The sequence below is a fragment of the Frankia sp. Hr75.2 genome (genome assembly GCF_949319125.1).
In the GTDB taxonomy this organism is placed as follows: Bacteria; Actinomycetota; Actinomycetes; order Frankiales; family Frankiaceae; genus Parafrankia; species Parafrankia soli.
This window is the reverse complement of sequence record NZ_CASGGV010000122.1, coordinates 34,538-60,514: the sequence shown is the minus strand read 5'-3', so window position 1 is coordinate 60,514 and position 25,977 is coordinate 34,538. Positions and strand designations below refer to the sequence as shown.

At 70.5% G+C, this 25,977-nt stretch carries 22 protein-coding genes and 2 pseudogenes; 6 read left to right on the top strand and 18 right to left on the bottom strand.

Translation table 11 applies throughout. The features are described from left to right. Window positions 1–131 precede the first annotated feature (131 nt). Window positions 132–1,376 (top strand): annotated as a pseudogene (locus tag AC559T_RS11595) (DHA2 family efflux MFS transporter permease subunit); the annotation flags it as partial. A gap of 273 nt (window positions 1,377–1,649) precedes the next feature. On the opposite strand, the gene AC559T_RS11590 reads toward AC559T_RS11595, so the two are convergent. From AC559T_RS11590 to AC559T_RS11580, 3 genes are all read right to left on the bottom strand, one after another. Continuing rightward, window positions 1,650–1,847, bottom strand: coding sequence for a CocE/NonD family hydrolase C-terminal non-catalytic domain-containing protein (locus tag AC559T_RS11590; RefSeq protein WP_498868713.1), 198 nt, complete (start codon window positions 1,845–1,847; stop codon window positions 1,650–1,652). A 212-nt stretch (window positions 1,848–2,059) separates the two neighbouring features. Then, window positions 2,060–2,620 carry a TetR/AcrR family transcriptional regulator gene (locus AC559T_RS11585; protein WP_112109074.1) on the bottom strand — a complete coding sequence of 187 codons (561 nt, stop codon included), beginning with the start codon at window positions 2,618–2,620 and terminating at the stop codon, window positions 2,060–2,062. A gap of 271 nt (window positions 2,621–2,891) precedes the next feature. Next, a complete protein-coding gene (locus AC559T_RS11580; RefSeq protein WP_112109075.1) occupies window positions 2,892–3,203 on the bottom strand; it encodes a nuclear transport factor 2 family protein in 312 nt (103 codons plus the stop codon). Window positions 3,204–4,094: 891 nt separating this feature from the next. On the opposite strand from AC559T_RS11580, the gene AC559T_RS11575 reads away from it, so the two are divergent. Next, window positions 4,095–6,071 carry an AMP-dependent synthetase/ligase gene (locus AC559T_RS11575; RefSeq protein WP_498868693.1) on the top strand — a complete coding sequence of 659 codons (1,977 nt, stop codon included), beginning with the start codon at window positions 4,095–4,097 and terminating at the stop codon, window positions 6,069–6,071. Between the two features lie 109 nt (window positions 6,072–6,180). Here the strand turns inward: AC559T_RS11575 and AC559T_RS11570 are convergent, their stop codons facing one another. Next, the gene (locus tag AC559T_RS11570; protein ID WP_112109077.1) at window positions 6,181–7,359 is read right to left on the bottom strand and encodes an ABC transporter substrate-binding protein; all 1,179 of its coding nucleotides are present in this window, start codon (window positions 7,357–7,359) and stop codon (window positions 6,181–6,183) included. 451 nt (window positions 7,360–7,810) lie between these two features. Between AC559T_RS11570 and AC559T_RS11565 the strand changes: the two genes are divergently transcribed. Next, on the top strand, window positions 7,811–8,149 hold the full coding sequence (locus AC559T_RS11565; RefSeq protein WP_020464221.1) for a hypothetical protein: 339 nt from the start codon (window positions 7,811–7,813) through the stop codon (window positions 8,147–8,149). A gap of 441 nt (window positions 8,150–8,590) precedes the next feature. Here the strand turns inward: AC559T_RS11565 and AC559T_RS11560 are convergent, their stop codons facing one another. From AC559T_RS11560 to AC559T_RS11515, 10 genes are all read right to left on the bottom strand, one after another. Further along, entirely contained in the window at window positions 8,591–8,827 is a 237-nt protein-coding gene (locus tag AC559T_RS11560) for a hypothetical protein (RefSeq protein WP_112109078.1), read from the bottom strand. 482 nt (window positions 8,828–9,309) lie between these two features. Continuing rightward, the gene (locus AC559T_RS11555; protein WP_198541142.1) at window positions 9,310–9,516 is read right to left on the bottom strand and encodes an RNA-binding S4 domain-containing protein; all 207 of its coding nucleotides are present in this window, start codon (window positions 9,514–9,516) and stop codon (window positions 9,310–9,312) included. Window positions 9,517–9,744: 228 nt separating this feature from the next. Beyond that, window positions 9,745–10,845 (bottom strand): cytochrome P450, encoded by a 1,101-nt coding sequence (locus AC559T_RS11550; protein WP_498868692.1) that lies wholly within the window; start codon window positions 10,843–10,845, stop codon window positions 9,745–9,747. A gap of 114 nt (window positions 10,846–10,959) precedes the next feature. Next, window positions 10,960–11,898 (bottom strand): oxidoreductase, encoded by a 939-nt coding sequence (locus AC559T_RS11545; RefSeq protein ID WP_112109079.1) that lies wholly within the window; start codon window positions 11,896–11,898, stop codon window positions 10,960–10,962. Between the two features lie 458 nt (window positions 11,899–12,356). Next, window positions 12,357–12,962 (bottom strand): response regulator, encoded by a 606-nt coding sequence (locus AC559T_RS11540; protein WP_498868691.1) that lies wholly within the window; start codon window positions 12,960–12,962, stop codon window positions 12,357–12,359. Beyond that, on the bottom strand, window positions 12,959–14,362 hold the full coding sequence (locus AC559T_RS11535) for a sensor histidine kinase (RefSeq protein ID WP_235014974.1): 1,404 nt from the start codon (window positions 14,360–14,362) through the stop codon (window positions 12,959–12,961). The genes AC559T_RS11540 and AC559T_RS11535 overlap by 4 nt, the downstream gene beginning before the upstream one ends. Before the next feature lie 73 nt (window positions 14,363–14,435). Then, window positions 14,436–15,275 (bottom strand): ABC transporter permease, encoded by an 840-nt coding sequence (locus tag AC559T_RS11530; protein WP_368951915.1) that lies wholly within the window; start codon window positions 15,273–15,275, stop codon window positions 14,436–14,438. Further along, window positions 15,272–16,432 (bottom strand): ABC transporter ATP-binding protein, encoded by a 1,161-nt coding sequence (locus tag AC559T_RS11525; protein WP_498868690.1) that lies wholly within the window; start codon window positions 16,430–16,432, stop codon window positions 15,272–15,274. Before AC559T_RS11525 ends, AC559T_RS11530 begins: the two co-directional genes overlap by 4 nt. 105 nt (window positions 16,433–16,537) lie before the next feature. Continuing rightward, on the bottom strand, window positions 16,538–17,314 hold the full coding sequence (locus AC559T_RS11520) for an SDR family NAD(P)-dependent oxidoreductase (RefSeq protein ID WP_112109080.1): 777 nt from the start codon (window positions 17,312–17,314) through the stop codon (window positions 16,538–16,540). 262 nt (window positions 17,315–17,576) lie between these two features. Continuing rightward, a complete protein-coding gene (locus AC559T_RS11515) occupies window positions 17,577–18,248 on the bottom strand; it encodes a TetR/AcrR family transcriptional regulator (RefSeq protein ID WP_498868689.1) in 672 nt (223 codons plus the stop codon). A gap of 544 nt (window positions 18,249–18,792) precedes the next feature. Between AC559T_RS11515 and AC559T_RS11510 the strand changes: the two are divergent. Then, window positions 18,793–19,694, top strand: a pseudogene (locus AC559T_RS11510) (LLM class F420-dependent oxidoreductase). Window positions 19,695–19,742: 48 nt separating this feature from the next. Here AC559T_RS11510 and AC559T_RS11505 read toward each other — a convergent pair. Beyond that, window positions 19,743–20,597, bottom strand: a complete 855-nt coding sequence (locus tag AC559T_RS11505; protein ID WP_368951918.1) for a glycosyltransferase — start codon at window positions 20,595–20,597, stop codon at window positions 19,743–19,745. A gap of 231 nt (window positions 20,598–20,828) precedes the next feature. Next, complete coding sequence (locus tag AC559T_RS11500; protein ID WP_498868688.1) at window positions 20,829–21,680, bottom strand: sugar phosphate isomerase/epimerase family protein; 852 nt, start codon at window positions 21,678–21,680, stop codon at window positions 20,829–20,831. A gap of 311 nt (window positions 21,681–21,991) precedes the next feature. Here AC559T_RS11500 and AC559T_RS11495 point away from each other — a divergent pair, with 311 nt between their 5' ends. Then, window positions 21,992–22,867: a hypothetical protein gene (locus AC559T_RS11495; protein ID WP_498868687.1), complete on the top strand. Its 876-nt coding sequence runs from the start codon at window positions 21,992–21,994 to the stop codon at window positions 22,865–22,867. Window positions 22,868–22,977: 110 nt separating this feature from the next. Here AC559T_RS11495 and AC559T_RS11490 read toward each other — a convergent pair whose 3' ends face one another. Then, the gene (locus AC559T_RS11490) at window positions 22,978–24,270 is read right to left on the bottom strand and encodes an endonuclease/exonuclease/phosphatase family protein (protein WP_498868686.1); all 1,293 of its coding nucleotides are present in this window, start codon (window positions 24,268–24,270) and stop codon (window positions 22,978–22,980) included. Window positions 24,271–24,748: 478 nt separating this feature from the next. On the opposite strand from AC559T_RS11490, the gene AC559T_RS11485 reads away from it, so the two are divergent. After that, complete coding sequence (locus AC559T_RS11485) at window positions 24,749–25,102, top strand: esterase-like activity of phytase family protein (RefSeq protein WP_498868685.1); 354 nt, start codon at window positions 24,749–24,751, stop codon at window positions 25,100–25,102. Window positions 25,103–25,272: 170 nt separating this feature from the next. On the opposite strand, the gene AC559T_RS11480 is transcribed toward AC559T_RS11485, so the two are convergent. Then, window positions 25,273–25,740 carry a hypothetical protein gene (locus tag AC559T_RS11480; RefSeq protein WP_243657687.1) on the bottom strand — a complete coding sequence of 156 codons (468 nt, stop codon included), beginning with the start codon at window positions 25,738–25,740 and terminating at the stop codon, window positions 25,273–25,275. Window positions 25,741–25,977 lie beyond the last annotated feature (237 nt).

Sequence of the window (25,977 nt, the reverse complement as noted above, 5' to 3'; positions counted from 1 at the left end):
TCGGTTGACGACTCTCCCGTACACCCTCATAGTGAGGTTGCCTCACTATGAGGGCCGGATGATGCCGGCCCGTGACGTCTGACGCCGGAGCCCTGTCCCACCTCGGCCGCGGCGGGACAGAAGGAGTCGGCATGGACGTCCCCCTCGACCGCCGCCCGAGCCAACGCGTCGTCGTCGCCACCCTCTTCGTCGCGACGATGTTCATCACGATCATGGACACCACGATCGTCAACGTGGCACTTCCCTCCATCGCCGCCGACCTGGGCGTGAGCTCCGGGTCGATCGACGAGGTCGTGATCGCCTACCTGGTCAGCCTGGCCGTCTCCATCCCCGCGTCGGGCTGGCTCGCGGACAGGTTCGGCAGCCGGCCGGTGTTCCTCGCCGCGCTGGGCGTGTTCACGGCGGCCTCCGCCCTGTGCGGGCTTGCCGGCAGCCTCACCGCGCTGGTGGTCTTCCGGGTGCTGCAGGGCGTCGGCGGTGGCCTGCTCACCCCGGTGGGCATGGCGATGCTCTACCGGGTCTACCCACCGGCGGAACGGGCCCGGGCGGCCCGGATTCTCATCGTGCCCACCGTCGTCGCGCCGGCCGCCGGCCCGATCCTCGGCGGGGTGCTGACCGACCAGGCGTCCTGGCACTGGGTGTTCCTGGTCAACGTGCCGATCGGGATCGCCGCGTTCGGCTTCGGCCTGGCGTTCCTGACCGGCTCCCGGGTGCCGGGTGCCGGCCGCTTCGACGCGCTGGGCTTCGTGCTCTCGGCGAGTGGCTTCGCCCTCGTCCTCTACGCGCTGTCCGTCGGGCCGAACCACGGCTGGCGCTCGGCCGGGACCCTCACGGCCGCCGGGGTCGGGCTCCTGGCGACCGGGGCCACCGTGTGGTGGGAGCTGCGCCGCACCCAGCCGCTGCTGGCCCTGCGGCTACTCGGCAACGACCTGTTCCGCACCGTCAGCCTGACCCTGTCGATCGCGTTCATGGCGTTCATGGGCGTGCTGTTCCTCGTCCCGCTGCTCATGCAGACGGTGCGGGGCGCCAGCGCGACGACGTCCGGGCTCGTCGTCTTCCCCGAGGCCCTGGGTGTGCTGACCGCCACCCAGATCGCCGGGCGCCTCTACCCGAGGATCGGGCCGCGCCGGCTGATGGCCGGCGGCCTGGTCTTCGCGGCCGCCTCGATGCTCGCCCTCGGCTTTCTCGACTCGGCCGGATCCCTCTGGCCGTTGCGCGCGCTGCTGTTCGGGGTCGGCTTCGGTATCGGCTTCGTGATGATGCCGGCCCAGACCGCGGCCTTTGCCACCATCTCCCCGCAGCGGACGGGCCATGCCTCCGCGCTGTTCAACGCGCAGCGCCAGCTCGCCTCCGCGCTCGGGGTCGCGCTGGTCTCCACCGCGCTCAGCCTGGCGCGACCCGCCGCCACGGGGCCCGGCGGCGGGTCGGTCGTCGGCGACACCGGCTCCTTCCGGTGGGCGTTCGCAGTCGCCGCGGCACTGGCCGCCCTCGGGCTCCTCGCCGCGCTGCGCGTTCGGGACGCCGACGCCGCCCCCACCATGCGCCCACCCGCGGCGGTGCCGGCCACCGCCGCGGGCGCGGCCACCACGCCCGTCACGGCGGCTGGCGCGCCCGCGACCGCGGCCGGCGCGCCCGCCGCGGAGACCGTCCTACTCGGGCACGGTAGGGATGACCAGGGTGGAGGTTCCAGGGCCGGTGCTGACGGTCACGTCGACCGGGCTCGCGTTGGGAGTGAGGACGTCGGCGGCGCCGCCGGAGACCCGGACACCGATGCGGTGGCCGACGGCGAAGCGGTGGTGGACCGGCCGGATGCCGATCTCGAAGGCGGTGGGCTCCCCGGCGGTCACCGGCGTCGGTGAGGACGCCGTCCTTGCCCAGGAGCAGCGTCCCGGTGCGGCCGTGGGCGGCCGGGTCGTAGTTCGAGACCTCACGCCAGCCGGCACCGGTGCCTTCGGGACCCTCGAAGCTCACGAACGTCGGGCGGTCCGGCACGGGGGTGTCCGGCAGATCCATCACCCAGCGGTCGAACCAGGCGAGCAGCAGGCCCGGCGCGAGCCCGTCACACTCCGGCCAGGTTGTGGAGACCGGCGCGGACGCGATCGAGGGGCATCTGGCGGGCCGCGACGAGGTAGTCGACGACGTCGGCACGCAGCGCGGTGAACAGGACGTGCGCCAGATAGTCGGTGTCCTCCCCGGGCCGCACGGCCGCGAGGCGCCGGGCGAGCTCGGCGATCCAGTACCGGCTGGACGAGTTCGAGTAGTAGGCGTTCGGCCCACGGTGCTCGAGTGCCCGGATGAGGGTCCGGTTGGCCACCACGAAGTCGAGCAGGGCGTCGAGGTAGGCGCTCAGCGCCTCGGTCGGGCTGCCACCGGGGCCGAGCGGCGCCGGCCCGTGCTCGACGCGCTGGCTCAGCGTGTTCGCCCGGGGCTGCAGGACGGCCTCGACCAGGGTGGTGCGGTCGCCGAACCTTCGGAAGACGGTGCCCTTGCCGACCCCGGCGGCCTCGGCGATGTCGTTCATCGACACCTCCTCGGCCCCCTCGCGGTCGAACAGGTCCGCCGCCGCGGCCAGGATCGCCGCGCGATTACGGGCGGCGTCGGCCCGCTCGGCCCCGGTCACCGCCCACCTCCTCCCGCCGCGCGGACCGGCGGTTCGCCGGCCCGGCGATCCGCCGTGTGGCGCCACTCGCGTGGCGCCGGTTCCAGTCCGCGTGCGCGAACGGTTCCAGCAAATTCTGCCAGGAGTTCCGCGATGGTGTCCGGGGCGCCGCCGCTGCCCCGGACCGGTGTTTCAGATGCCCCGATTCAGCCGCGCGCAGGGTTTCCATCAGGTTAAGCGTGTCGGGATTGTCTGACCTCGGGAATTGCGTGCCGCGCTGCCGCCGGGGCACCTACGAGGGCCGGCCGAGACCGCGGATGAACCCGGTGATCCCCGGGCCCTCCCGCCGGACGGCCTCCGAGTAGTAGCGGCCGCTGGAGATCGTGGTGCCGGCCGGGTCGACGGTCCAGATGACGACCGCCGCCATCTCCATCCCCGTGGCGGCCGCGGTCGCGGTCGTCTCGGTCCACACCGCGTTCCCGTTGACCGCCGTCCGATGGATCTCGACGGCGGAGCCGGGGTGCGTCTCGAACAGGGTGTTCAGGGTGGCGATCTCCTGGTCACGCCCCCGGAAGCCACGGGCCGGCTGTTGCGGGACGATCATCTCGAAGGCGGGTCGAGGCAGGCCCTGAGCCCGTCGACGTCCTTTGTGCTGATGGCCCGGAAGAAGCTCTCGACGGGCCGGAGCGGGTCTGCGTCCGAATGATCCGTGGATGATGTCACGCTGACATCCTTGCGAGGGGAGGAACGGTCGAGAAGCGGGCGGGACACGTTTCCGGATGGCTGCCGACGAATCGGTGAGACCTGCCGTTCAAGGCGGTCGAGAAATTCCGTCATGCGGTCGCGAAATGCAGCCGAACAGTGCGGTTGCGAAATGCGTCCGACGATGGCTGTCGCGCTGACGTTCCCCGCCGCGGTGACCGCCGGGAATCGGTTTCGGTATCGGTGTGCGCGGCGGCGGGGAGAAGAAGTCACCTACCGGACCGGGCGGCTCGTCAAGGGGTGTCCGCCGGCGCCGGCGGCGCTTCGTGCCCTGGTCCAGGGCCCTGTCGTCGGACGGAGGGCCGGGGCGGCCCGGCCTCCGGTCGTGCTGCCCCGGCCGGGACCGGCATGCTGTTCGGTGGCGCCGGCCGGCAGGGCGGAGACCCGCGCAGCCTATCGGATTGAGGGGAAGAAAGCATCGTAATCCGGGCGTACCGCCAGAAGAACCCTGACTGCATCAAATTGGCGTTCCAGGTTTGTGAGCGTTCATTGACAAGGGTGGGGAGATCTGTTTTCCTTCGGGCGGTTGGGCGTCGACGTCCAGGAGGAACACGGGGTTGAAGCGGGCAGGGCTCTGGTCGGCCCCGGCACTCCTGCTACTGCTGGCGGCGGGTGGCTCTTCGTCGAACGTGCGGTCGCCGGCAGCGGCGCGAACAATGGTCGGCCGAACGGCGACCTGACGATGTCACCGGGGCCATGAGCAAGGGTGCATACCGAGGGGAGCGGGTGCCACATGGCGGCTGACACGACGACATCCTTCGAGGTGGTCGGCTCGGCAGACGAGGCGGCGGACATCCGGGCCGCGGTCGCCGGCCTGACCGTCCCCACGCTGTTGGCCCGCCAGTGCCGCTCCCGCCCGGACGCGGTGAGCATCCACTGGATGCGCGACGGCGAGTGGCAGGCGTGGACGTGGCGCCAGTACGGCGCGCAGGTCGCGCGGATGGCCGGCGCGCTGGAGCGTCTCGGGTTCGGCCGCGGTGACCGGGCGCTGCTGATGACGCACCCGCGGCCGGAGTTCCACGTCATCGACTCCGCCGTGCTCCTGCTCGGCGGCTGCCCGATCTCGATCTACAATTCGTCGCCGGCGGAGCGGGTGCGTTACCTCGCCGCGCACTGCCGGGCCAGCCTCGTCGTCGTCGAGGGACGCGAGCTGCTTGCCCGGGTGCTGGCCGTGCGCGCCGAGCTGCCCGACCTGCGGCACGTCGTCGTCATCGATCCGGCTCCCACCGGCGGCGGCGACACCGGCGGCGGCGATACCGGCGGTGAGGCCGCCGGCGGCGAGAACCTCGGCGGCGGGGCCGCCGGTGACGTGCCGCCGGGTGTGCTCCGCTGGGACGACCTGCTCGCGGCCGACCCGGTCGACCTCGAGGCGCGGGCCGCGACCGCCGGCCCCGACGACCCGTGCACCGTGATCTACACCTCGGGGACGACCGGCGTCCCAAAGGGCGTCATGCTGGATCACAGGGCGGTGATCTGGCAGTGTGAGAGCTATCTGCGCCGGCTCGACCGTGACCTGACCGGTGCCCGCTGGGTCAGTTACCTGCCGGTGGCACACATCGCGACCCGGTTCTACGCGCAGTACTTCCACGTCTACGCGGGCCTGGAGGACATCACCTGCCCGAACCCGGCGGACGTCGAATCGGTGCTGATCGACCGGCCGCCGCACCTCTTCTTCGCGCCGCCGCGGCTGTGGGAGAAATACCTGATCTCCCTGCGGGAGTGGATCGGCGCCATGGACGACCCGGCCCGCGCGACGCGGCTCACCCGCGCCATGCGGGTCGGCGAGGAGGCGGCGCTGCTCGAGCTCACCGGCGGGGATGTGCCACCCCGGCTCGCCCGGGAACGGGAGGAGCTGCGGCCCGCCACCCGGGAGCTGCGCGCCCGCCTCGGGCTCGGCGACCTGCTGACCGGGGCGATCGGGGCCGCGCCCGCGAACCCCCAGCTCACCGCGGCGTGGATCGGCCTCGGCGTGCCGATGTTCGAGGGCTACGGGTTGAGCGAGTCGACCGGCATGCTCACGGTCGACCCGTTCGCCTACCGCCTCGGCAGCGTCGGCCGCCCGATGCCCGGCGTCGAGCTGCGCGTCGCGCCGGACGGCGAGCTGCACTTCCGCGCCGGCAGCGCCTTCCGAAGTTACCTGGACGACCCCGAGCAGACCGCCGCCGCCGTCGACGCGGAGGGCTGGGTGCGCACCGGTGACCTGGCCACCATCGACGACGGCTACGTCCGGCTGCGGGGACGTAAGAAGGAGCTCATCATCACCGCCGGAGGCGAGAACGTCTCACCTGTGGCGGTCGAGTTCGCGCTCGTGGCGCAGCTGCTGGTGGGGCAGGTGTGCGTGCTCGGCGACGGCCAGCCGGCGCTGGGTGCTCTCGTCGTCCTGGACCCCCAGGCCGCCGCGGTCTGGGCCGGCGTGAACGGGATCCCGTTCACGCACGTCGACGAGCTCGCGGCCGATCCGCGGGTGCTGGCCGAGGTCGGGCGGCAGATCGCCCGGGCCAACGACCTGCTCGTGCGCCAGGAGAAGGTCCGGCGGTTTCACGTGCTGCGCCACGAGTGGCCGCTCGACTCCGACGAGCTCACGCCCACCGCGAAACTCCGCCGCGATCAGATCGCGGCGAAATACCAGGCCGAGATCGCGGCGATGTTCGCGGCGCCCGCCAATGTCGAGGTCATGCCGCGTGCGGTGGCCGCGAACCATTCCTCGTGATTCTCAGGGCACCCGCCGGCTTTCCCACCCGGCCGCTGACCGCCGGCCCGCGCTGCTGGTGGCCGGCCCGCTCACGCCCACGGGCCGGCCCGGAGCGGTGCCGTCCTTGTCAGGTGCCTGTTCCGTCGGCACAGAGATGCTCTCGGACGACCTGGAACGCGTTACCCGCCGGGTTCATCTGGACGAACGCGTAGCAGTCGAGCGGCTGGCTGGCGTTATTTCCGATGTCGACCGGCTGGATCAGCCCGCCCGCGTCATAGTCGGTCACGCCGCGCAGGGCGCTGATGAAGCCCTCGCGGGTGGGGCAGTCACCGGCCAGCTCAAGCCCACGCAGGAACAGGTCGGTATAGATATAGGCGTACATCGCGAACTGCTGTTCTGGAATGGTGGTCTGCGGGGCGAAGCGTGTCATCGCGCTGCGGTAGCGTTCGATCGCCGGCCCGCCCGCCTCGAAGGGCCGAAAGTACACGGTGAACGAGACTCCCGCCAGGCTCTGGCCCAGAGTCGGCAGGATGGTCCGGTCGTACCCCGTGAGCGAGACGCTCGTGGCGAAACTCAGCTGCGCGGCGCGCACGGCCTGCATGATGGCGGCGAGATCCTGCGGGGCGGTGAAGCCGACCAGGGCGTTGGCCCCTGTCGCGGCCAGCTTCTGGGCCACGGCGGCCGGGCTGTCCGTGCTGCGCGAGTAGGAGATCGGCTCGGTAGTGGCGAGCCCGAGTGCCTCGAAGGAGGCCTTGTAGCGCGCGAGGATATCCAACGTGAAGGTGGTCGCCCCCGAGGTCACGAAGGCGACCTTCGAGCCGCCGCCGCTCTGGATGTAGCGACCGATGGTCTCCCGCGACGGCTCGTACTGGTAGGAGAAGAAGTTCTGGTACTTGGCCCAGTCCGTCCGGCCGAGGCCGACGACGGGGATCCCCTGCTGGGAAAGGTTTTCCAGCGAACCACTGATCGCGGAGGTGGCCGCCACGAGGCCGAAGACGGGCTTACTCCGGAGCAGGTCATCGGTGACATGAGCGTTCTGCGACGGGGAGTTCTGGTCGTCACGCCAGTCGTAGGTGATCAGGCGGCCGTGTATTCCGCCTTCGTCATTGGCGAGGCCGATCCTGGCGTCGATCCCGGCCCGGGCCGAAGCATACGCGGCGCTACCCGCACCCGAATCGGAGACGAGGAATCCGATCTCGACCTGATCAGGCGTGACGCCGGGAGCGCCGCAGGCACTGGATGCACTGGACCCGCCCCCGCCGGCCGAGCAACTGGTCGCGGCGACCACGAGGATCGTGGCCGCCATCCCTAACTTTCGTGTCAAACTACCCCGAAACACAAACGTCCCTATCAACGGTAAACGGGAGCGATGGCGGGGTCCGGTGAGCGGTAAACCGGATAAACAGCTCGCGGAGCCGCCGGCCCACCAGGAACCCGCTTTCAGTGGCGATCGCTCTGGACAGGTCAGGATGGTAGCGACCGCCGTAAACCGGCCTGAGTCCGCCTGTTCTCTCTGGTGGCGGGCGTGTGCCATCGCCAACCGGCCGACGCGGGCCGCGCCACCGTGCGGCGGGCCTACCGCGGCCTCGCGCCCGCTGCGCCAACCGTGGTCGGCGGCCATCGAGGTGGTGCCGACGGTGGGTGATGGGTGACGTGTCGGGCGTGTCGTCGGGGCGAGCGTCCGCGCCGGCACCGATTCGGGCCGATCGGCGCCGCGGCACTTGACAGGATGATCTATCGCGACCAGGATCGAATGTATGTTCGATCTCCTCGGAGTCCGGCCACGCCCTCGCACCGTCCAGGATGACTCCGTCGCGCCGGGCGAGCAGTTTCCGTCACAGCGAGTAGCCGATGATTCCCGCCCGCTGTCCGCGCGGGCGTCGAGCGGCCTGCCGCCGAGCGTGGCCCGGGTCGCGGCGCGGACGAGACTGTCCGCCGAACTGCTCGCCGCCATCCTCACCGTCGACGGGCGATCGCGGGCGACCCTCGACGACATGGAGCGCGCGGACGCTCTCGCGGACGTGCTCCTCGCCCGCCGCCGGCAGCGGGTCGACCGGCATCGCCCCGAGCTCGCTCGGCCAGCCCGGCACGGTTGACGCGTCAGCCCGCGGTGACGGTCCTGGCCTGACGGATCCGCAGCTGACGCTGTCCACCGTGAAGATCAGTCCGCCGCCATCGCGGGCGGCAGCCTCGTCACTGCCGTCGTAGCCGCGGCCGGTTGTTCTGCTTGATGCCCGTCGGTATCCGGGTCTCTTCGCCGGCCAGGTGTTCAGGCACGAGCGGTGATGTCGGCGATCGTAGGTTGCCTACGTAACGCTGTTCCGGTGCGTCACGCCGCCGGGAACTCTCGGACGCTGCACGATGAGTTCCCGGATGAACAGCTGTCCTCTGTGGAGGACTTCCTCCAGCGCTTTCTTACATCGCCGGCCGTTTGTCGACATGCCCGGCTGATGGTTTCTCCCGCCGGTACTCATGCCCACAGCCAGGGGGCCGTGGTGCACACAGCGGTGATCTGGTGCCGATGGGTACGGCCTCGATCAGCTGTGCGAGTGCGCCCAGCGCAGGACCCGGCGACGGATGGGACGCCGCTGCCCGACAGCCTCGCCGGCCAGGTCGAGGCGGGTGCGGACCGTCCGCCGCTCCGGCTGCGCGGTGGTGGCGCCAAGGGACAGGAAGGTCTCCTCGGAACCGAAGTGCCAGGGGTTGTCCGAGCGACGGGTGGCCGGCTTCTCGTACCCGCTGGAGTGAGTGGCGGCATGGATGGCGTTCAGCACGGCGGGCTCCCGGGTGCAGAGAAGGGGCAGGTGATGAGGCGGTCGAATCTCAGCCGCCCTAATTAATAGTGCATGCACCACGGAGTTCTTGTGGGCCCGATCGACGTGACCTCGGACGCACTCGGCAGGGAACCGTGAAAAATGTGACCGACGCCCGTGTCCTGGAACACAATGCGGCCGAAAAGTGTCGCGAGATCGCGACTGCAGGGTTGCGCCGCTCACATTCGGGCCGGCCATCGGTGACGTGTGTCACCAATGGCGGGAATGTGAATTTCGGCGGGATCTCCGGTGGAACGGGCGCCGCCGACGGGCGCGGACCAGGACAGCCGGCGGGCAGCGGGCGGGCGCAGGCGAGCAGCGGGCGGGCAGTGGAGCCCGTTGCCCGCGAGGGTCTGTCGGCGGCGCGGGGCCCTGACGGCCGGCATCGACGGGACGCGCCAGCCGATCCGGGCAGGTCGCGCCGAGGTCACGCCGGGGATGGATCAGCCGACGCGCAGCTGCTCGCCGGGCAGCGTCACCTCGTCGCCTGGCCGCAGCTGGCGGCCCCGGCGGGTCTCGACCTCGCCGTTGACGCTGACGCTCCCGCTGGCCAGCACCGCCTTGACCTCCGAACCCGCCTCGACGACGTCGGCGAGCTTGAGGAACTGGCCGAGCCGGATGACGTCGCCGTCGATGCTCACTTCACGCATTCCCTCAGCATGCCCGACCGCCGACCGCCGACCGCCGACCGGACCGGCTGGCGGGACGCCGCGGTCGACGACCGGGCGGGGCCCGCGGCTGGGGTCGTAACGATCAGGGCCGCCGGTTCAGGCGGACGGGTCGAGCTGGAGCGGGAGTGCGACAAGCGAGCGGATCGTCGTCGTGAAGGCTGGCTGGAAGCCGTCCGGAACGCGGTAGTCGGGGATGCGGGCGTGCCATTAGCGCAGGGCGATGCGCAGCTCCAGCCGAGCCAGGTGTGAGCCCAGGCAGCGATGCGGCCCCCGCCCGAACGCGATGTGCCGGTTCGCGTCGCGGTTGAACCGGACGGCCTCAGGCTCGGGGATCTCCCGCTCGTCGGTGTTGGCGGCGCCGAGCAGACCGGTCACCACCTGGCCCTTGCGTACCGGGCAGCCTGCGATCTCGGTGTCCTGGGTCGCGAATCGCGCCACCATCATCACCGGCGACTCCCAGCGGAGCAGCTCCTCCACGGCGTTCGGAATCAGCGTCGGGTCGTTCACCAGCGCATGCCGCCGGTCGGAGTGGAGCGCGAGGTGCAGCATCATGCAGTCCAGCGAGGCCGAGACGGTGTCCAGGCCGGCGACGAGGAAAAGGAAACAGATGTCGAGGATGTCCTCGTGGCTGAGGCGTGCGCCCTCGACCTCGGTCTGCAGGAAGCGGCTGACGATGTCCTCGCCCGGGGTGGAGCGCCGGTCGGCGATGACGGCGTCGAAATACTCGTAGATCGACGCGGCGGTCGTCTTCAACAGGGCAACCGAGTCCTCGTGGCCTCGGGGCCGCCCGGTGATCGACTCGGGCCGGATGAAGCCGTCCTTCATTTCAAGGAAAGTGGGGAGCTCGCCGAGCGGAAGCCCCAGCAGGGCGAGGAAGACCTGCGACGGGAACCGCAGCGAGAACTGCTGGACGAAGTCCACCTCGCTCTCGGTGGCGATCGCATCGACGAGGCCGCGGGCCAGCTCGGTGATCGGCCCTTCCATCTCCTTCATGCGCTGCGGGGAGAAGAGCGGGTCAAGGATCCTGCGGTACTCACGGTGTTCCGGCGGGTCGATCTGCAGGGGGATCAACGGCCGCTCGGTGCCCGTCTGGGCCACGCCGACTCCGGAGGAGAAGACCTCGGGGTTTGTGAGAAGTGTTGCGATGTCCGCGCTCCGGGTGACCAGTACCCCCCTTTCGCCCAGCGAAATCGCGCGCTGGGCGCGTAAGCCGGGGAAGACGGCCTGTGGAGCCGTCAGGAACGCAGGGTTCTCCACGGGATTTCCCGACTCGGGTGCCGTACCCGACGCCGCACTGTCAGTCGACATGTGAGCTCCTCGCCGTAGGCTGCGACGAATTTATACCAAGTATAAAAACGTCGCAACCTGGCGAAGTGGGCCCGCCGTGCCGTCGCCCGCTGCCGGTGGGTGCCGCGGCGCCGCTCAGAGCGGGTAGGTCACCGTGGTCAGCCGCTCGGACAGTTCCCACAGACGTTCGGCGGTCCCGGTGTCCCGCGACGCGGCGTTGGAGGTGACCAGGACCGGGTGGCCGGTCATCTTCAGCAGCCCGGACGGCCCGTAGTACTCGCCACCCCTCGTCGATGGATCAACCGCCGCGCGCAGAAGGGGCAGGGAGCCTTTGAACGCGGAGTGGACGATGGGGTTGGGGATGTGGTCGACGACCTTCTTGAGTTTCCGCTGGATCGGGCTGGGGTTGCCCCCGACCTCCGTGTTCGCGCCACCAGGATGCGCGGCGACGGACCGTGCCGATCCTCCCGCCGCCGTCAGCCGGCGCTGCAGCTCATAGGTGAACAGCAGGTTCGCGAGTTTCGACCGGGCGTAGGCCCGGAACGGCCGGTACTTCTGGGCCAGGTCGAGGTCGTCGAAGTCGATCTTTCCCATCCGGTGCCCGTTGCTGCTGACCGTCACTATGCGGCCGGCGTCGGAGGCCGTCACGGCTTCCAGGACGAGCCCGGTAAAGGCGAAGTGGCCGAGGTGGTTGATGCCGAAGTGCTGTTCGAAGCCGTCCTCGGTCCTGCCCTGGGGCAGTAACATGACGCCCGCGTTGTTGATGAGCAGGTCGATGACGGGGCGCTCCGTGACCAGCGCGTCGGCGGCCTTGCGGACCGAGGTGAGCGAGCTGAGATCCATCTGCAGTACTGAGACGTCCGCCTCGGGTACGGCGATCCGGATGGTGTCCAGGGCGTCCTGTGCCTTGACCGGGTTACGGCAGGCCATCACCACTGTCGCGCCGCGCCCGGCGAGCAGCTTGGCGGCCTCGAAGCCGATTCCGGAGTTCGCGCCGGTGACGACGGCCGTCCGGCCGTTCAGGTCGGGAACGTCGGCCGCACTCCAACGCCGCCGCTCAGGCGCTTCCGCCATGACGACCTCCGCGATCGATACAGGGCGAGGATCTCCGCCCATCTGATGTGAAACCCGTGGCCATATCGAGACCACTGGCAGCACACTACAGGCACTGGTCCGCGTGTGATTCCCGTAGCCCACGCGCTCGCGCATGCCAGGCCCAGCACCAGACAGACCGTCGCCGTCCTGCTTCGGTGGCGGACATCCGCCACCGGGATCACGTGGAACCCGGCGCCTTTGCCATTGGCACGAGGGGCAACTGTGCGAGCCCGGTGGACGTCCGCCCGGCGCGTTCTCGGACCCGCTGCCCGTATACCGGCGTCGCGGTATCCTTGCCATTAGGTGCGCGTCGAGCGACTGGCCTGGAGATTGGCGCCGAAATAGCCGCTGGCCGAGCGGGCCCCGTTGTGGCCCCGTAGGTGGCAGGCCACCTCCTCCCTCGATGCTCATCCCCGGCCGGCCGGGGATGCCTCGGGTCAGATCCAGCCGCGGGCGCGGGCGAGCTGGACGGCCTCGTGCCGGTTGACGGCGCCCAGCTTCGCGGCAGCCGATGACAGGTAATTGCGTACCGTGCCCCTCGACAGAGCGGCCCGGGCCGCGATCTCCTCGACCGGTGCGCCGCCGGCGGCCAGCTCGAGGACCTCGGCCTCACGCGAGGTCAACGGGCTCTCTCCGGCCGCGATCGCCTCCGCGGCCAGCTCCGGGTCCACGTAGCGGCCGCCGCCGTGCACCGCCCGGACCACGTCGGCGAGGACCTGCGCGGAGACGGTCTTCGGAAGGAAGCCGCGCGCCCCCGCCGCGAGCGCCTGCTTGAGATAACCGGGACGTCCGTGGCTGGTCACGATCACGTTGGCGCACCCGGGGACCTCGGCACGCATCGCCTGGGTCACGGCGATGCCGTCCATGCCCGGCATCTGCAGGTCCAACAGCGCGACGTCGGGGCAGTGCAGCCGCCCCATGGCCAGCGCCTCGGGCCCGGACGCGGCCTGGGCGACAACCGCCATGTCGTCCTCCATGGCCAGCAGTGCCGCCAGCGCGCCGCGGATGAGGTTCTCGTCGTCGGCGAGCAGAACCCGGATCACGGCTGCGCCTCGGCCGCGGTGGGTGCGGGTCGCGGTGCCGTGACCGGGCCCTCCGAGACATCGTCCGGGACGGCGAGCCGAACCTCCAGGACGAAGCAGCCCCCGGATTCCCGGGCCACGCTGAGAACGCCGCCCAGGCCGGCGAGCCGCTCGCCCAGACCGGCCAGGCCGCTGCCCGCCGTGGGCCCGGGCCCAGGCCCCGCAACAGGCCCTGGGCTCGGGGCCGCGCCGGGTCGCGGGGCGTGCTGGCTGGCAGTGCCCGGCGCGGCCGGCGGCACACCGTCGTTGGTGATCCGCAGTACCGCGGTGCGTGCGCGCCCGGGCCCGAGGCGCACATCGAGGTCGACGGTGCAGGTGGTGGCCGCGCTGTGCCGGATCACGTTGGTGGTGGCCTCGCGGACGACCCAGCCCAACGCGGTCTGCGCGGAGGGGGGCAACGCCCGGTCGAGGGTCTCCCGGCTGACACCTCCGGTGATCTGACAGGCCACCCCCGCCGAGCGCAACAGCGCCCGGGCGCCGGCGAGCTCCGCGCCCAGGTCGGCCCGGCGGTAGCCGTCGACAACCGCGCGCATCTCGCGCAGCGAGTCGTGGGCGACCTGGCGAACCTCCAGCATGCGTTCCGCCGCGGCAGCGTCTCCGTGCTCGGCCAGGCGTGCGGCGAGCTCGCTCTGGACGGCCATCAGCGACAGGTTCCGGCCCAGCACGTCGTGCAGGTCCCGGGCGAACCGCAGCCGCTCCTCGGCCACGGCGAGGCTGGTGTGGACCGCCCGGGACCGGTCTATCTCCCACACCACGCCGAGCATCCAGGTCGAGACCCGGTAGGTCAGCGCCACCAGCACAATCGGGTACGCGTAGTACCCGGCCGCCTGGAGCGGTGTGACTTCGGGGCCCACGTCGGCCGCCGGCGCCACGGCGTCCACCATGGCCTGGATCAGGGCGCAGCCGGCGGCCCCCACCACCACGCAGGCGAGCAGCGACGGTGTCCGCAGCAGTGGCGTGACCGCCGCGGTCGACGCGCCACCGGCGATCATCGTCACGATGAGCGTGACCGACATGCCACCGCCGCCGGGATCGGCGTCGAACCCGGGGATGGCGGTGCCCATCGCGGCCAGGACGACCGCGCCCGCGGCCACCCCGGCGATCAGCGGGGCCGCCGCCCGCCGCCCGCCCAGATGGGCCGCGAGCCCGGCGCGCAGCAGCACCACACAGGCCACGGCGTGCAGCGCGGACACGACGAGGAGCCCACCGGCGGCCAGCCCCCAGGCACCCGGCCGGGAGCTGATCGCCAGCAGCACCAGCCCCGGCTCGGTGGCGGAGAACAGGTACAGCGGCCACCGGGTGATGGCGTCCATGCGCTCGGCGCTGCCGCGCTCGCGCCACCAGCGCCACCACCCGGTCATGGAACCCACCGTGTCATGCCCCGCCCGCCGGGTGGGCCATCGGACACCCGACAGCCGGCGGCGGGCGAACCGGTCAACGGCGCGGCTCCCACCGGAACCACCGCCGCGCCGCCCAACCGGCGGCGACCACCCACGCCACCAGCACCAGGGCCGGCGGCACCGCCGCTTCGAACGAGCCGGTGAAGTCGACGGTGCGGCCGTCGCCCGCCGCGCCGGTCAGGCCGAGTCGCATCAGATCGACCACCGGGGTCAGCGGCAGCATCCGGGCGGCCAGCTCCCACGGCGCGGCCAGCGCGTCGAGCGGGACGAGCAGCCCGGACAGGACGAGCGGCACGACCAGCACCGGCATCGTCGTCACCTGGGCCATCTCGACGCTGCGGGTCACCGTGGTGCTGAGCGCGGCCAGCGCGACGAAGACGGCCGTGCCAAGGACGATGGCGACCACCACGAGCAGCGGGTTCACCGGCGCGGCCAGATCGGACAGCGCCGCCGTGACCGCGGCCGCCACGAAGATCTGCGCCCAGGCCACCGCGACGGCCGGAGCCGCCGTCCCGGCCAGGATCTCGAGGTCACCGGCCTCACCGGCGCGCAACCGTTTGAGCACCAGGTCCTCGCGCCGGGCCACCAGCGCGGTGACCAGGTTGTAGTACACGGCGGCCAGGAGCACGACCGCCGTGATCGCGGTGAGGGCGGCCGCCCCGGCACGGGTCGATCGGCCGCCCTCGACCGGGACCGACATGACCACCGGAATCAGGCTCACCGGTGTTCCGAGTGCGATGAGCAGCGCAACGGCGTTCCGGCGTAGCAGCACCATCTCGGCGCGGCCCAGCGACCTGACCCGACGCGCCGCACCGGAGCCGCTCGTCCCCGGGAGCGGGCGTGCCGGCGCGGCACCCTCGCTCGCTCCGCTCACGCCGCTCGCTCCGCCGCCGCATCCGGTCGGGCCTGGCGGCCGGGCTGGTCGACCTCGCCGGGGAGCGAACCGCCGGAACCGTCCACAGCGACCTCGGAACGGGCCACGGCGAGAAACGCCTCCTCGAGCGACGCCGACCGGGCATTGAGGTTGCGCAACCGCACCCCGTTCCGGTCGCCCCAGGCCAGCAGCATCGTGAGGGTCCGCTGGAGATCCGCGGTGGTCAGCAGGACCCCGCTTCCACAGCCGCCACCCCCGCCTCCGTCGCCACCCCCGCCTCCGTCGCCGCTCCCACTCCCGTCGCTGTCACTGCCGCCTCCGTCGCCGCTCCCGCCCTTGCCCTTGCCTTTGCCCTTGCGGCCGCCGAACCACGCCTCGGTCAGGTGCAGCCGCGCGCCGGGGAACTCCGGCAGCTCGACGGGGAGTCCGGCGTCGAGCTCGAACGTGATACGGGCGGGTTGCGCCGCGACGACCTCGGCCGGTGTGCCCGTCCGCACGATCCGGCCCCGATGCATGATCGCCAGCTGGTCCGCCAGCGTCTCGGCCTCCTCGAGATAGTGGGTGGTGAGCAGCACGGTCGTTCCCGCCGTGACCAGGCCCTCGACCCCGTCCCAGGTCGCCCGGCGGCTCTGCGGATCCAGACCGGTCGTCGGCTCGTCGAGGAACAGCACCTCGGGCCGGCCGAGGACGGCCGCCGCGAAGTCGAGCCGGCGCCGCTCGCCGCCGGACAGCTGCCGGACGCGAATCCCCGCCCGATCGCGCATGCCGGCCAGCTCGAGTGCCTCGTCCACCGGGCGCGGCGACGTCAGCGTGCCGGCCCACGCCCTGATCGCCTCCGCGACTGTCAGGTCGGCGGGGAAAGCCCCGGACTGGAGCATGATCCCGATCCGGGGCCGCACCAGGCGCCTGTCCCGGAACGGGTCACGCCCGAGTACCCGGACGGTGCCGGCGCTCGGCCGGGCCAGGCCCTCGAGCACCTCCAGGAGGGAGGTCTTCCCCGCGCCGTTGGTGCCCAGCAGAGCGAACAGGCAGCCGCGAGGCACCACGAAGGCCACCCCCCGGACCGCGTCGTGGCCGCGCCGCCCCACCGGACCGTAGCGACGCCAGAGATTCCCGGCGGTGATGACGCCGGCTTTTTCGTCCACGTCCTTGTTCATGACCTCGAGCATCCGTCACCATCCGTGTCACCGATGGTGACGGTGTCATCGGTTTCCGTGCGGCGCGCACGGCTCGCCCATGACAAATGTCAGCGTCGCCGATGCTCAGGCAGCGCTGTCGATGACGGCTACCGCCATCCGGCCGCCGTCCACGTCGAGGACCGTTCCGTGGATGAACGCCGCGTCGTCCGAGGCGAGGTAGACGGCCGCGGCCGCGATCGCGTCGGGATGACCGGAGCCGCCGGCGGGAGTACCCCGCATCATGGCCTCGGCCGGATGCTCGACGGCGGCGTCCAGGTCAGGGGTGCGGATAACGCCGGGCGAGACGGCGTTGACGCGCACACCCAGCGGTCCGAACTCGGCGGCCCAGGCCCGGGTGAGCGTCTCCAGCGCCCCTTTCGTGGAGCTGTAGAGCGAGCCCACAGGCAGGCCCAGCCGTGCGACCCAGGAACCGAGGTTGATGATCACGCCCTCGCCCGCGGCGACCATGGCGGGGGCCACGGCCTGGGTGAGGAAGAACGGAGCCTTGACGTTGACGGCGTAAACCCGGTCGAAGGTGCGATCGTCGGTGGTCAGCGTGGTGTTCGGGGGAAAGATGCCGGCGTTGTTGACGAGAATGTCGAGACGGCCGCCGAGGCGGCGGGTCGCCTCCTCGGCCAGCGTTCGACTGCGGGCCGGGGTCCCGTCGAGGTCGGCGTGAACGAAGTCCGCCCGGCCGCCGCTCTCCCGGATCGTGGAGATGACGGCCTCGCCACGGGCGCCGTCCCGACCGGAGACGACGACGTGGGCCCCTTCGGCGGCGAACGCCACGGCGATGGCCCGGCCGATGTTGCTCGTGGAACCGGTGACGAGCGCGGTCCTGTTCTGGAGTCGTTGAGCCATGCCCGGGCAGGCGGGACGTCTCGCATCTCGGATCCGCTATTGGTTCCGTCGACGATGAAGCGGGTGGCCGTGGTCGGGCCGATGCCCCGGGAGCCGTCCGTGCGCCACCGCGGTGGTGGGCGCCAAGCCCAGATCCACAGGGATCCTCCCGGTGCAGGTCCGCTTCGCGACAGAACGATGTCACTAATGTAGACGTTGCGGTGAACCCGGCCGAGGTCAGGGTTCGGGAGTAAACCCAGGCCGTCGCTTCTGGCGGAAGTGATCAGCCCTGGTTGGAGCCCGGGCCGGCGGAGCCGGGAAGGTGATCGTCGTGGATCGCGTCCACCAGCAGGCCGATGGCCCAGGCGATGGCCTGGGTCGCCTGATCGCCGTCGAGGTTCCACATCGTGGTCAGCCGCTCGTAGGACGGAATGTGCCACAGGACGTCCAGCATGCCGGTGGCCATCACGCGTTGGGCCTCGGGCCAGTCGGCCGTGTGTTGAGCGACGGCGGTGACAAGCGCCTCGCGGCGGCGCTGGTCCTTGGGTATCGACGTCGCCTGCGCGGGGTTCGTGGGGGTCCACCGTGGAACCGCGTAGGACGACAGCGTCGCGAAGGCGCGTGCGGTGACCTCGGGGAGGCGATCGAGGTCGAGGCCCTCGTAGCTCACACCCGCCTCGTCCTCGAGGCGGCGCAGGACGGCGTCGTGGAGATCAGCCTCGGTGGGGAAGTGCCGGTAGACCGTGCGTTCACCGACGCCGGCCCGCTCGGCGACCGCACGGAACGTCAGATCACGCCAGTCCCACGCGGGGAAGCTGTGGACCAGGGCCGAGCCGGCGTCGACGATCCGCTCGCGCGTCTGAGCCGCCAGCTCCCGCCGGCGCGGGCTGTCGTAGCGCCGGCGAGGCGGTGTCGCCGCGCTTCGGTCTGGGCTGGGTGTTGCCGCGGCGCTCATATTGGTGACATCCTACTGCCGCGAAGGCGGCTCGAGTTAAGGGAGAGTGGCTGTGGATCTTGGCTTGGTCGGTGCCACTGTGGTGATACAGGGTGGCACGCACAGTGTGGGTCTGGCCACCGTAACGCGGCCCTGATCCCCATGGGCCCCGCCGATTCCAGGGCGACGGCCGCCATCCGCGGCCATACAGGCCCAACTACCCCTCCGCCGTCAATCACGTCAGAGTTCCACGCCGTTCGGCATGCCAACAATCACAGCTGAGAATGCGCGAAGGGAAAATTCGGATGACCTTGTTCGACGCATTCAGGTACGACGGTAGGCGTGTGCTCGTGGTCGGGGTGCCACCGGAATCACCGAGTCGTTCCCGAACGCCACGGCGACCGTCAAGTTCCTCCTCAGCATCTAGGCCGAGCGACCTGAGTAGGCTCGCGCCCGGCCCCGGGCGATCGTGCTCTCCCATGTCGGGTCAACCGGTGTGTTTGAATCCTCCCCGGTGGATCTCCCGAGTCACCTGCTCCCGACAGTTCCTCTCGACGAGGTGAAAATGCGCTTCATCTACCATTACCCCGAGACCAACGGCACCGACCGCGACATGCTCGACGCCGGCGCGCTGGCCGAGGTCGCGGCAGCAGCCGAGCGGGCGGATTCTACGGATTCTGCCTCAGCGAGCACCCGGCCCCGAGTGCCCGATGGCTGGCCTCCGGCGGGCACCAGAGCCTCGATCCGTTCGTCGCGCTCGGCCATGTCGCCGCCGCGACCCAGCGGTTGCGGCTGCACACGAACCTTTCCGTCGCGCCCTACCGGAACCCGTTCCTGCTCGCCAAGGCCGCGGCGACCGTCGACAAGCTCTCCGGTGGACGGATCGTGCTCGGGCTCGGCACCGGGTACATGAAGACCGAGTTCTTCGCGCTCGGAGTCGACATGGACGAGCGCAACACGCTGTTCGACGAGATCCTTGACGTGCTGCCGATGCACTGGAGCGGTGAGCCGTTCAGTTACAAGGGCCTGCACTTCGACGCCCGGAACGTCATCGCCCGGCCCCGACCGGTGCAGGACCCGATTCCCATCTGGATCGGCGGTAACTCGAAGCTGAGCCGGCGCCGCATCGCGCAGCGGGCGCAGGGCTGGATGCCGCTGGTGGGCCCGCCGGAGCTCAGCGCGGCGGTGCGGACGACCTCCATCGGTTCGCTGGGGGAGCTGGCTTTCATGATCAACGAGATCCGGGACGCCGCCGCGGCCGCCGGGCGGTCGGACACGATCGATGTGCAGTACTCCTACAAGGACCGCTCCATCGCGACGCCGACCGTCGAGCCCGACCGCCACCGTGAGGCGATCGCCGAGATCGAGAAGGCCGGGGTGACCGCCGTGGTGGTGTCGAGCCCATCGGTGTCGTCCGCGGCCACGCTCGAGTTCCTCGAGGCGTTCGGCGCGACCTACCTGTCCTGACCGCGCCTGTCCTGACCGCGCCTGGCGAACGGGCCCGTATCGCGCGAGTCAGCGCTTGACGAGTAGATGCGGCGGGGGAGGGCCGAAACGCCCGCGGACGAAGTCCAGGAGCCCGTGGACACGTCCTTCGAGGTTCCAGTAGGGGCCGCGCCGGGCCGGGACGACCGCGCCCGAGGCGAGATGCCACAGTGCGATACAGAACCGGATGAACGCGTGGTAGCGGCCGGAGTGGTCCCGCACGAGCAGCAGGGTGTTGCGGAGCTGCAGGTAGTCGATCGCCGCGGCGGTGGAGCCGATGTTCGGGTTCTTGACCATCGCGCCCCGCACGAGTCCGGACTCCCAGCCGGCGGACCTCGCCCGCAGCGCGAGGTCCGCCTCCTCGCAGTACGCGAAGTAGCGTTCGTCGAAGATCCCGATCTCGTCGAGGCAGGCACGGCGGGCGAACATCAGCGTGCCGTGCGGGTGCCCGGCGGGCTCCCAGCCCTCGTCCACGCTCGCGGGCATGAGGATCCCGCCGAAGTAGGGGTCGATGACCGGCGTCGCTCCGTCGCCGACGTCCGCACAGGCCAGACCCGCTCGCGGCTGCTGCGCCAGCACGCCCAGCATGTGACTCAGGCAGGTGGGCTCGGGCAGCGCGTCGTGCGGCGCGAGCACCACCCACTCTCCCGCGTCCGCGTCGGCGAGGAACGCGCGGTAGCCGACGTTGGCCGCCGGTCCGAACCCCAGGTTGCTGCCGGCGAGCACCACCGTGACATCGGCGGCCTCGACCGGCGGCATGACCGCCGATCCGTTGTCGACGATCGTGATCGAGACGGGAACGTCCTGCGCGCGGAACGCGTCGATGGTGTCGACGAGTCGCTTCGGCTGGTCACGGTGAACGATTACGACCGAAAGAGGCTGCACAAACCCAGTGCTACATCAGATCAGTGGGCCAGCGTGCGAAATAGGGTGAAGCCGGGCCATGACGGACCGGCTGTGCCGGATTGCCCGCGGCCGGTCAGCGTTCCATCAGGTGATCCGCTCGGCGCCGGGACGCGGGGACACGGGGACGCCGGGCCGCGAGCACGGCCGGCAACCCGACCGCGCTGTCACCCGATCAACGATCCCAACCCGCGCGCGCCGTGCGCCGCGCCTTCAACCACTCGTGCCGTGGGACGGAAAACGTCCACCGAGAACTGTCTCCGTGGCGGCGAACGCGCGCCGCGCCATCTCGGCTGGCCCCAGGCTCGCGAGCGAGGCGGAGTACACCTCTGTCGCCACGACGGGATCGGCTCCGGTCGCGACGAGAACATCCAGGACAGCCTCGATGTCGGCGTCGCCGTCCCCGGGCAGCAGGCGGGCGGTGATCGTCTCCGTCCTCAGGTCGTCGGCCGGCCGCGCAGGCGCGTCACACAGCTGAAGGACATGGATCCGCTCCGCCGGCACGTCACGCAGGGTGTCGTAATCGGGCCCACCAGGCTGGCGGAACCAATGCCACATGTCGACTACCAGGCCGAGGTTGTCGCGGTCCACCGCATCCAGGAGCCGCGTCACCGCCCTGATGTTCGGCACCACCGACCACGGCAGGAACTCGAAACTGATCCGCAGACCCCGCTCCGCCGCGAGATCGCACAGGTACGCCAGCCGCTCCGCCACGCCGGCGATCGACGGTACCTCGGCCTCCAGCGTCGTCGCGATAACCGTCGGGGAGCCGGCCCACTGCGCGATGTCGAGAAGTGGTCGGGCCTGCTCGGCTATCTCCTGTCGGTCGGCGGTGACCCATTCCATCAGAACCTCGACAGTGGGGACCGTCAGCCCCCTGTCCCGGTGGTAACCGAAGAACTCCTCCGGAGTCATACCGTCAGCGACGGCGCCAGCGAGGTGCGAACTCGTCAGCTGCGCCCCGTCGAACCCCGCGTCCGCGACGGCGTCGACGAGTGTCCGGACGTCGGCAGCGTCGACCGGATGGCCGAGCGGTAGAAGAGTCGGAGCCGAAATGGCCCTCATCGGACGAACCTCTCATCGGGAAGAATGCTGCGACGCGCGAGTCCAGGCTAGATCTCTGACGCCTACGTCATGTGTGGGTTGTGGTGATGTTGTGTTGTTGTTGGGGGCGGCCCCGTTGCGGGCGCCGAGTCGGCACTGTGTGGTCTCTGGTCTTCGCGGTCTCCATCGGCAAGATAGGTTATTCCAGTCAAAATGGACATCTGCTTACCCAGGTGAACCTGAGTCGCGCTTTCGTTACGTAGGGAATCCCAGATCGGCGAAGGTGGCGAAGGTCGCCGTATGGCACCTTCCCCGACTATCGGGGTGAAGTCGTGGACGGCATTCATTCCTTGGTGACCAAAGGGGCGCGCGTGACAATCATAGGAGACGACGTTGAGATCGTTCTCAATTATGGTCAGCCGGTCAGCTGGTTCGTTCCGGCCAGGGCGACCAGCCAGCAGATCCAGGACCGTGAGCACACGAACATGTTCCTGGCGGAGCTTCTGCTGAGGTATCCCGCCGGGCCACCCGCGAATCTCATCAACCCGTCGATCGCGGCGATCAACGCCCACCCGCGTATCACGCCCAGCGTCGTCCGGATCGAGATCAGTAATCAGGAAGCCGCCCTGGCCATCCCCAACACGGCTCCGGCCGCCGCGCCGGTCGCGGCAGTGGCCGCAGGAGCACCGGCGGGAGCGCGGCGGGCGGCCCTGCGGGCACGGATGCAAGCCCGGCGCGGCGCGTACACCTGGAGAGAAGGCCGCAGTGTGGCCTTCAACGCCTGGATCAACGGCGCGGCGCCACTGGCGAATCCCATCGGCGACAACGCGACCATCAACTGCTGGGAGGCGGTACTGGTAGCCGCGGCAGAAGCCGGTCTGGTCACGGTCGCCCAACTGACCCACGCGTACGGAGCCGTGGACCCCGACACCGCCGTGTACAACCTGTTGACGGCAGGCGGCGTGCAGCAGATCAACTGCGCGAATGCCGCCCCCGCGAACAACATCCAGGCCGGCGACGTCATCATGGTCGAACACGCGGGTCAGCCGTTGCACCATGTCATGGTGGTTCTGACCGCCGACCCGGCGAATTTCCTGCAGATCGAGGTGCTGTCGCTGTGGGGCACCCTCGGCGGCTTCGTTCTCGGCCGGGGGGAGCTGAACTTCCTGCTCCTCCCCACGACGGTGTTCCGTTATTCGACGCTGTAGCGCCGGATCCGCGTGCCGCGCCTGCCGCTATCCGCCCGCTGCGAGGACGTGCCGGAACGGGTCGATCCCGCTCCGGCAGTCCGCGATGACCGGCAGAACCGCCATTCGGCTCAGGCGCGACGGGGCCTGATGTCGAGCCAGACGAGCCGGTGGTCGGAGCTGGGGAACGGGTACTTCCCGGTCAGCCGCGAGAGCGGATCGGCGGTCTCCGGCCAGAACACGCCCGCTCCCGCCGGGGCCAGATCGCGGGAGGGCAGCACGTAGTCGACCCGCAGGTTGCCCGGCGCGGTGTCGGCGAAGTCGGCCGTGTCGTGGGCCGGGTCGCCACGGTGCGTGGCGTTGGCGCCGCCCTGCAGTACCGCCGCCTCGGCGGCGCCCGCGCTCGACGGGATGACCGAGGCGTTCACCTGGCGGCTCTGGAGCAGCTGGTTGGCGGCCGAGGAGACGCTGTCGCCATCGACTGGGTCGGCGTTCATGTCACCGGCGATGACGAACCGCGAGCCCGGTCGCAGCCCGCCGCGCCTGCTCTGGTCGTCGTAGACGTAGGAACCGCCGCCCGGCCGGACGTAGTCGGCCCAGAAGCGGATCTCGTCGTGATTGCGCCGCCCGTTTCGGTCCTCCGTCCCGTCGAAGGTCGGCGGTGTCGGGTGGCTCACCAGCAGGTGAACCGTGTCCCGCCCGACCTGGACCGGCACGTCCCAGTGGCTTTTCGACGAAAGCCGGACGGCCGCCAGCTCCTTCGGCGAGTACCAGTCCGCGGGCGCCGCCGTCGCCGGGTCGTCCGGCAGCAGTGCGCCCGGCATGTCCTTCCAGCGGAAGTCCCGGAAGGTCCGGACCTGCCGGACGTCGATCGGGAACCGGGAGTAGACGACCAGACCGTACTGCCCGGGGAAGGCTCCGAAACCCAGCGCGTCGTCGCCGTAGCCCGGCGCTCCGGGGACGGTGACCACCTGGCCGTCGTTGTTGAGGTCGAAACCGGAGGCGATTCCGGTGTTGCTCGGCGCGATGTACCGGAAGGGATACCTGACCGGCTGAGCGCCTTCCTGACTCCTGGCCAGGTAGTTGTCCGCGAACAGCTTTACGGCCAGCGGGTCGTGGTCGAACTCGTTGATCAGAAGTACGTCGGGGTGGGCCCGCTGGATGATCTGGGCGACTGTCTGCGCCTGGACGTCATCGGGTGTTGACAGGTCCGTCCGCAGCTCTCCCGCCGTGGCTCGGTTGAGCGAGGCGTTGAAGGTGGCGAAACGCACCGTCGAACCACCCGATCGCTCGTCGGCCCCGGCAACGGTGTTGGTCTCCGGGGGCGAAGCGGCGTGCGCGGCGGTGGCCATCCCGGTGAGCACGAGTGCTCCGGCTGCGGCGACGGCCGCGGCACGAGTGATTCTTCGATGGTGTCGGGCCATTGATCCATCTCCGTACGTTCCGGTTGTGGTACACGGCATCGTGGACCGGTCGCCAACGAGAACTGCCCCGTTCGTAACCCGTCGTCACGCAGTGTAGGAAGTCAGGGCATACGGAGAACTACAGGCGATTGAAGTCTTCAGCACGCTCCGTGTACAGGTGTCTTTCGACACGGAAAACTCTCGACGAGCCATACGGTTAACCGAGGTGCTATTTCCGGGCGCCGGCGGGTGGTCGGATTGCTGTCGCGGTTGTGGCGCGACCGCAACACAGTGGCGGCACGAGCAGGCCGGAGATGACGATACGGAGTATGCGTCGGGCGCGCCGATGATCCGTCCAATGCCCGCCCGTGGCGGGTACCCGCGGTCAGCCGGGATGCGTTCATGGAGCAGACCCATGGAGGACACCGCCGGGGCCCGTCGATGTTCCGCGAGTTCGGCAGAGTGGAATCGACCGGAGGAGGAGTCGTGGGACGCTCCCGTGACCGGCGAGGCGCGGACCCGGCGGATCCTCGTGTACCGGCTCAGCTCCACCGGTCGGTACGAGCTGAGCAGGCAGCTCGGCTACCAGGTCGAACCCGGGCAGCGGATCTCCGAGGTCGCCGCCTACGGCGAGGACGGGCTCCTTGTCCTGGAGGCCTCGTTCACCGCAGGTGTGGGCAACCGGAACGCCCTGTACTCGGTGCCGGCCGCCGGCCGCGGCGCGGACGTCACCACCGTGCCCGACCTGCGGCGCTCCCGGAGCGTGCGCTGGTGGGTAAGCGGCTCGTCGCGGACCTCACCGCCTGCCCCACCCTGGGCGTTACCACCCCGGGCACCCAGGTCAACCCGCTGATGGACAACTACGAAGCACTCGCGATCGACCCCCGGGGGTCGATCGCGGCACGGCGATCGTCAACGTGCTCAGCGACGACAACTTCGGCGCCACCCAGGTGACCCGCGTGCTCCGGGTCGCGGTGCGGCTGCCCTGACCCCGGCGACGAATGTCGTCGGACGTCGCACGCCCTATCCGATCATTCTCGCCCGAAGCCGGTCGCCGAGGTCGAGACGGCGCGGTACCCGCATGAGCTCGGCCGGCGTGACGACCACCCCGAACGCGCGGAGCCGTTCCGCGAGCAGGTCCCAGTCCTGCGCCCCGCCGCTGTCCTCGACCGCCGCGAGGTCCGGCGGCAGCGGGTGGTCAACGTCGGCCCAGTCCGGCAGCAGGACCATGTACACCGTGCGCTCGATCTCTTCGATCGTCAGCTCGGACAGGCGCTCGTCGGGGGTCCTGCCCCTGCCTGACATGCCCCAGCCCCGGTCATCCAGGAGGGTGACCTCACGGCCGTCCGAGAGCTCGGCGAACTCGTGCACCGTGAAAGAAAGCCCACTGTAGGCGTCGATGTGGCCATCCGGACGCCGGAGGAGAGAAGCCACCGGGCCGGCCGAATCGAGTTCGCACCACATGCGGATTCCCACGGCGACGAGGCTCACTGGATCATCATGGCAGGATCTGTCGCTGTCGGCGTCGCTGACGGCACCCACCAGTCGAGGGCAACCATGGACCGGGCGGGATTCCTGAACTGATTGTGGGGCCCACGCTGTCCGCTGCCAGACTCTGCGACCACGATTTGTTACTCGGCGCGCCGGGCACTGACTGACAGGTAAGGGCGGACCACGGGACGGCTGTCAGGAAGCCGGGGCGCCTGCGATCGCCAGCGCGCAGCCCAC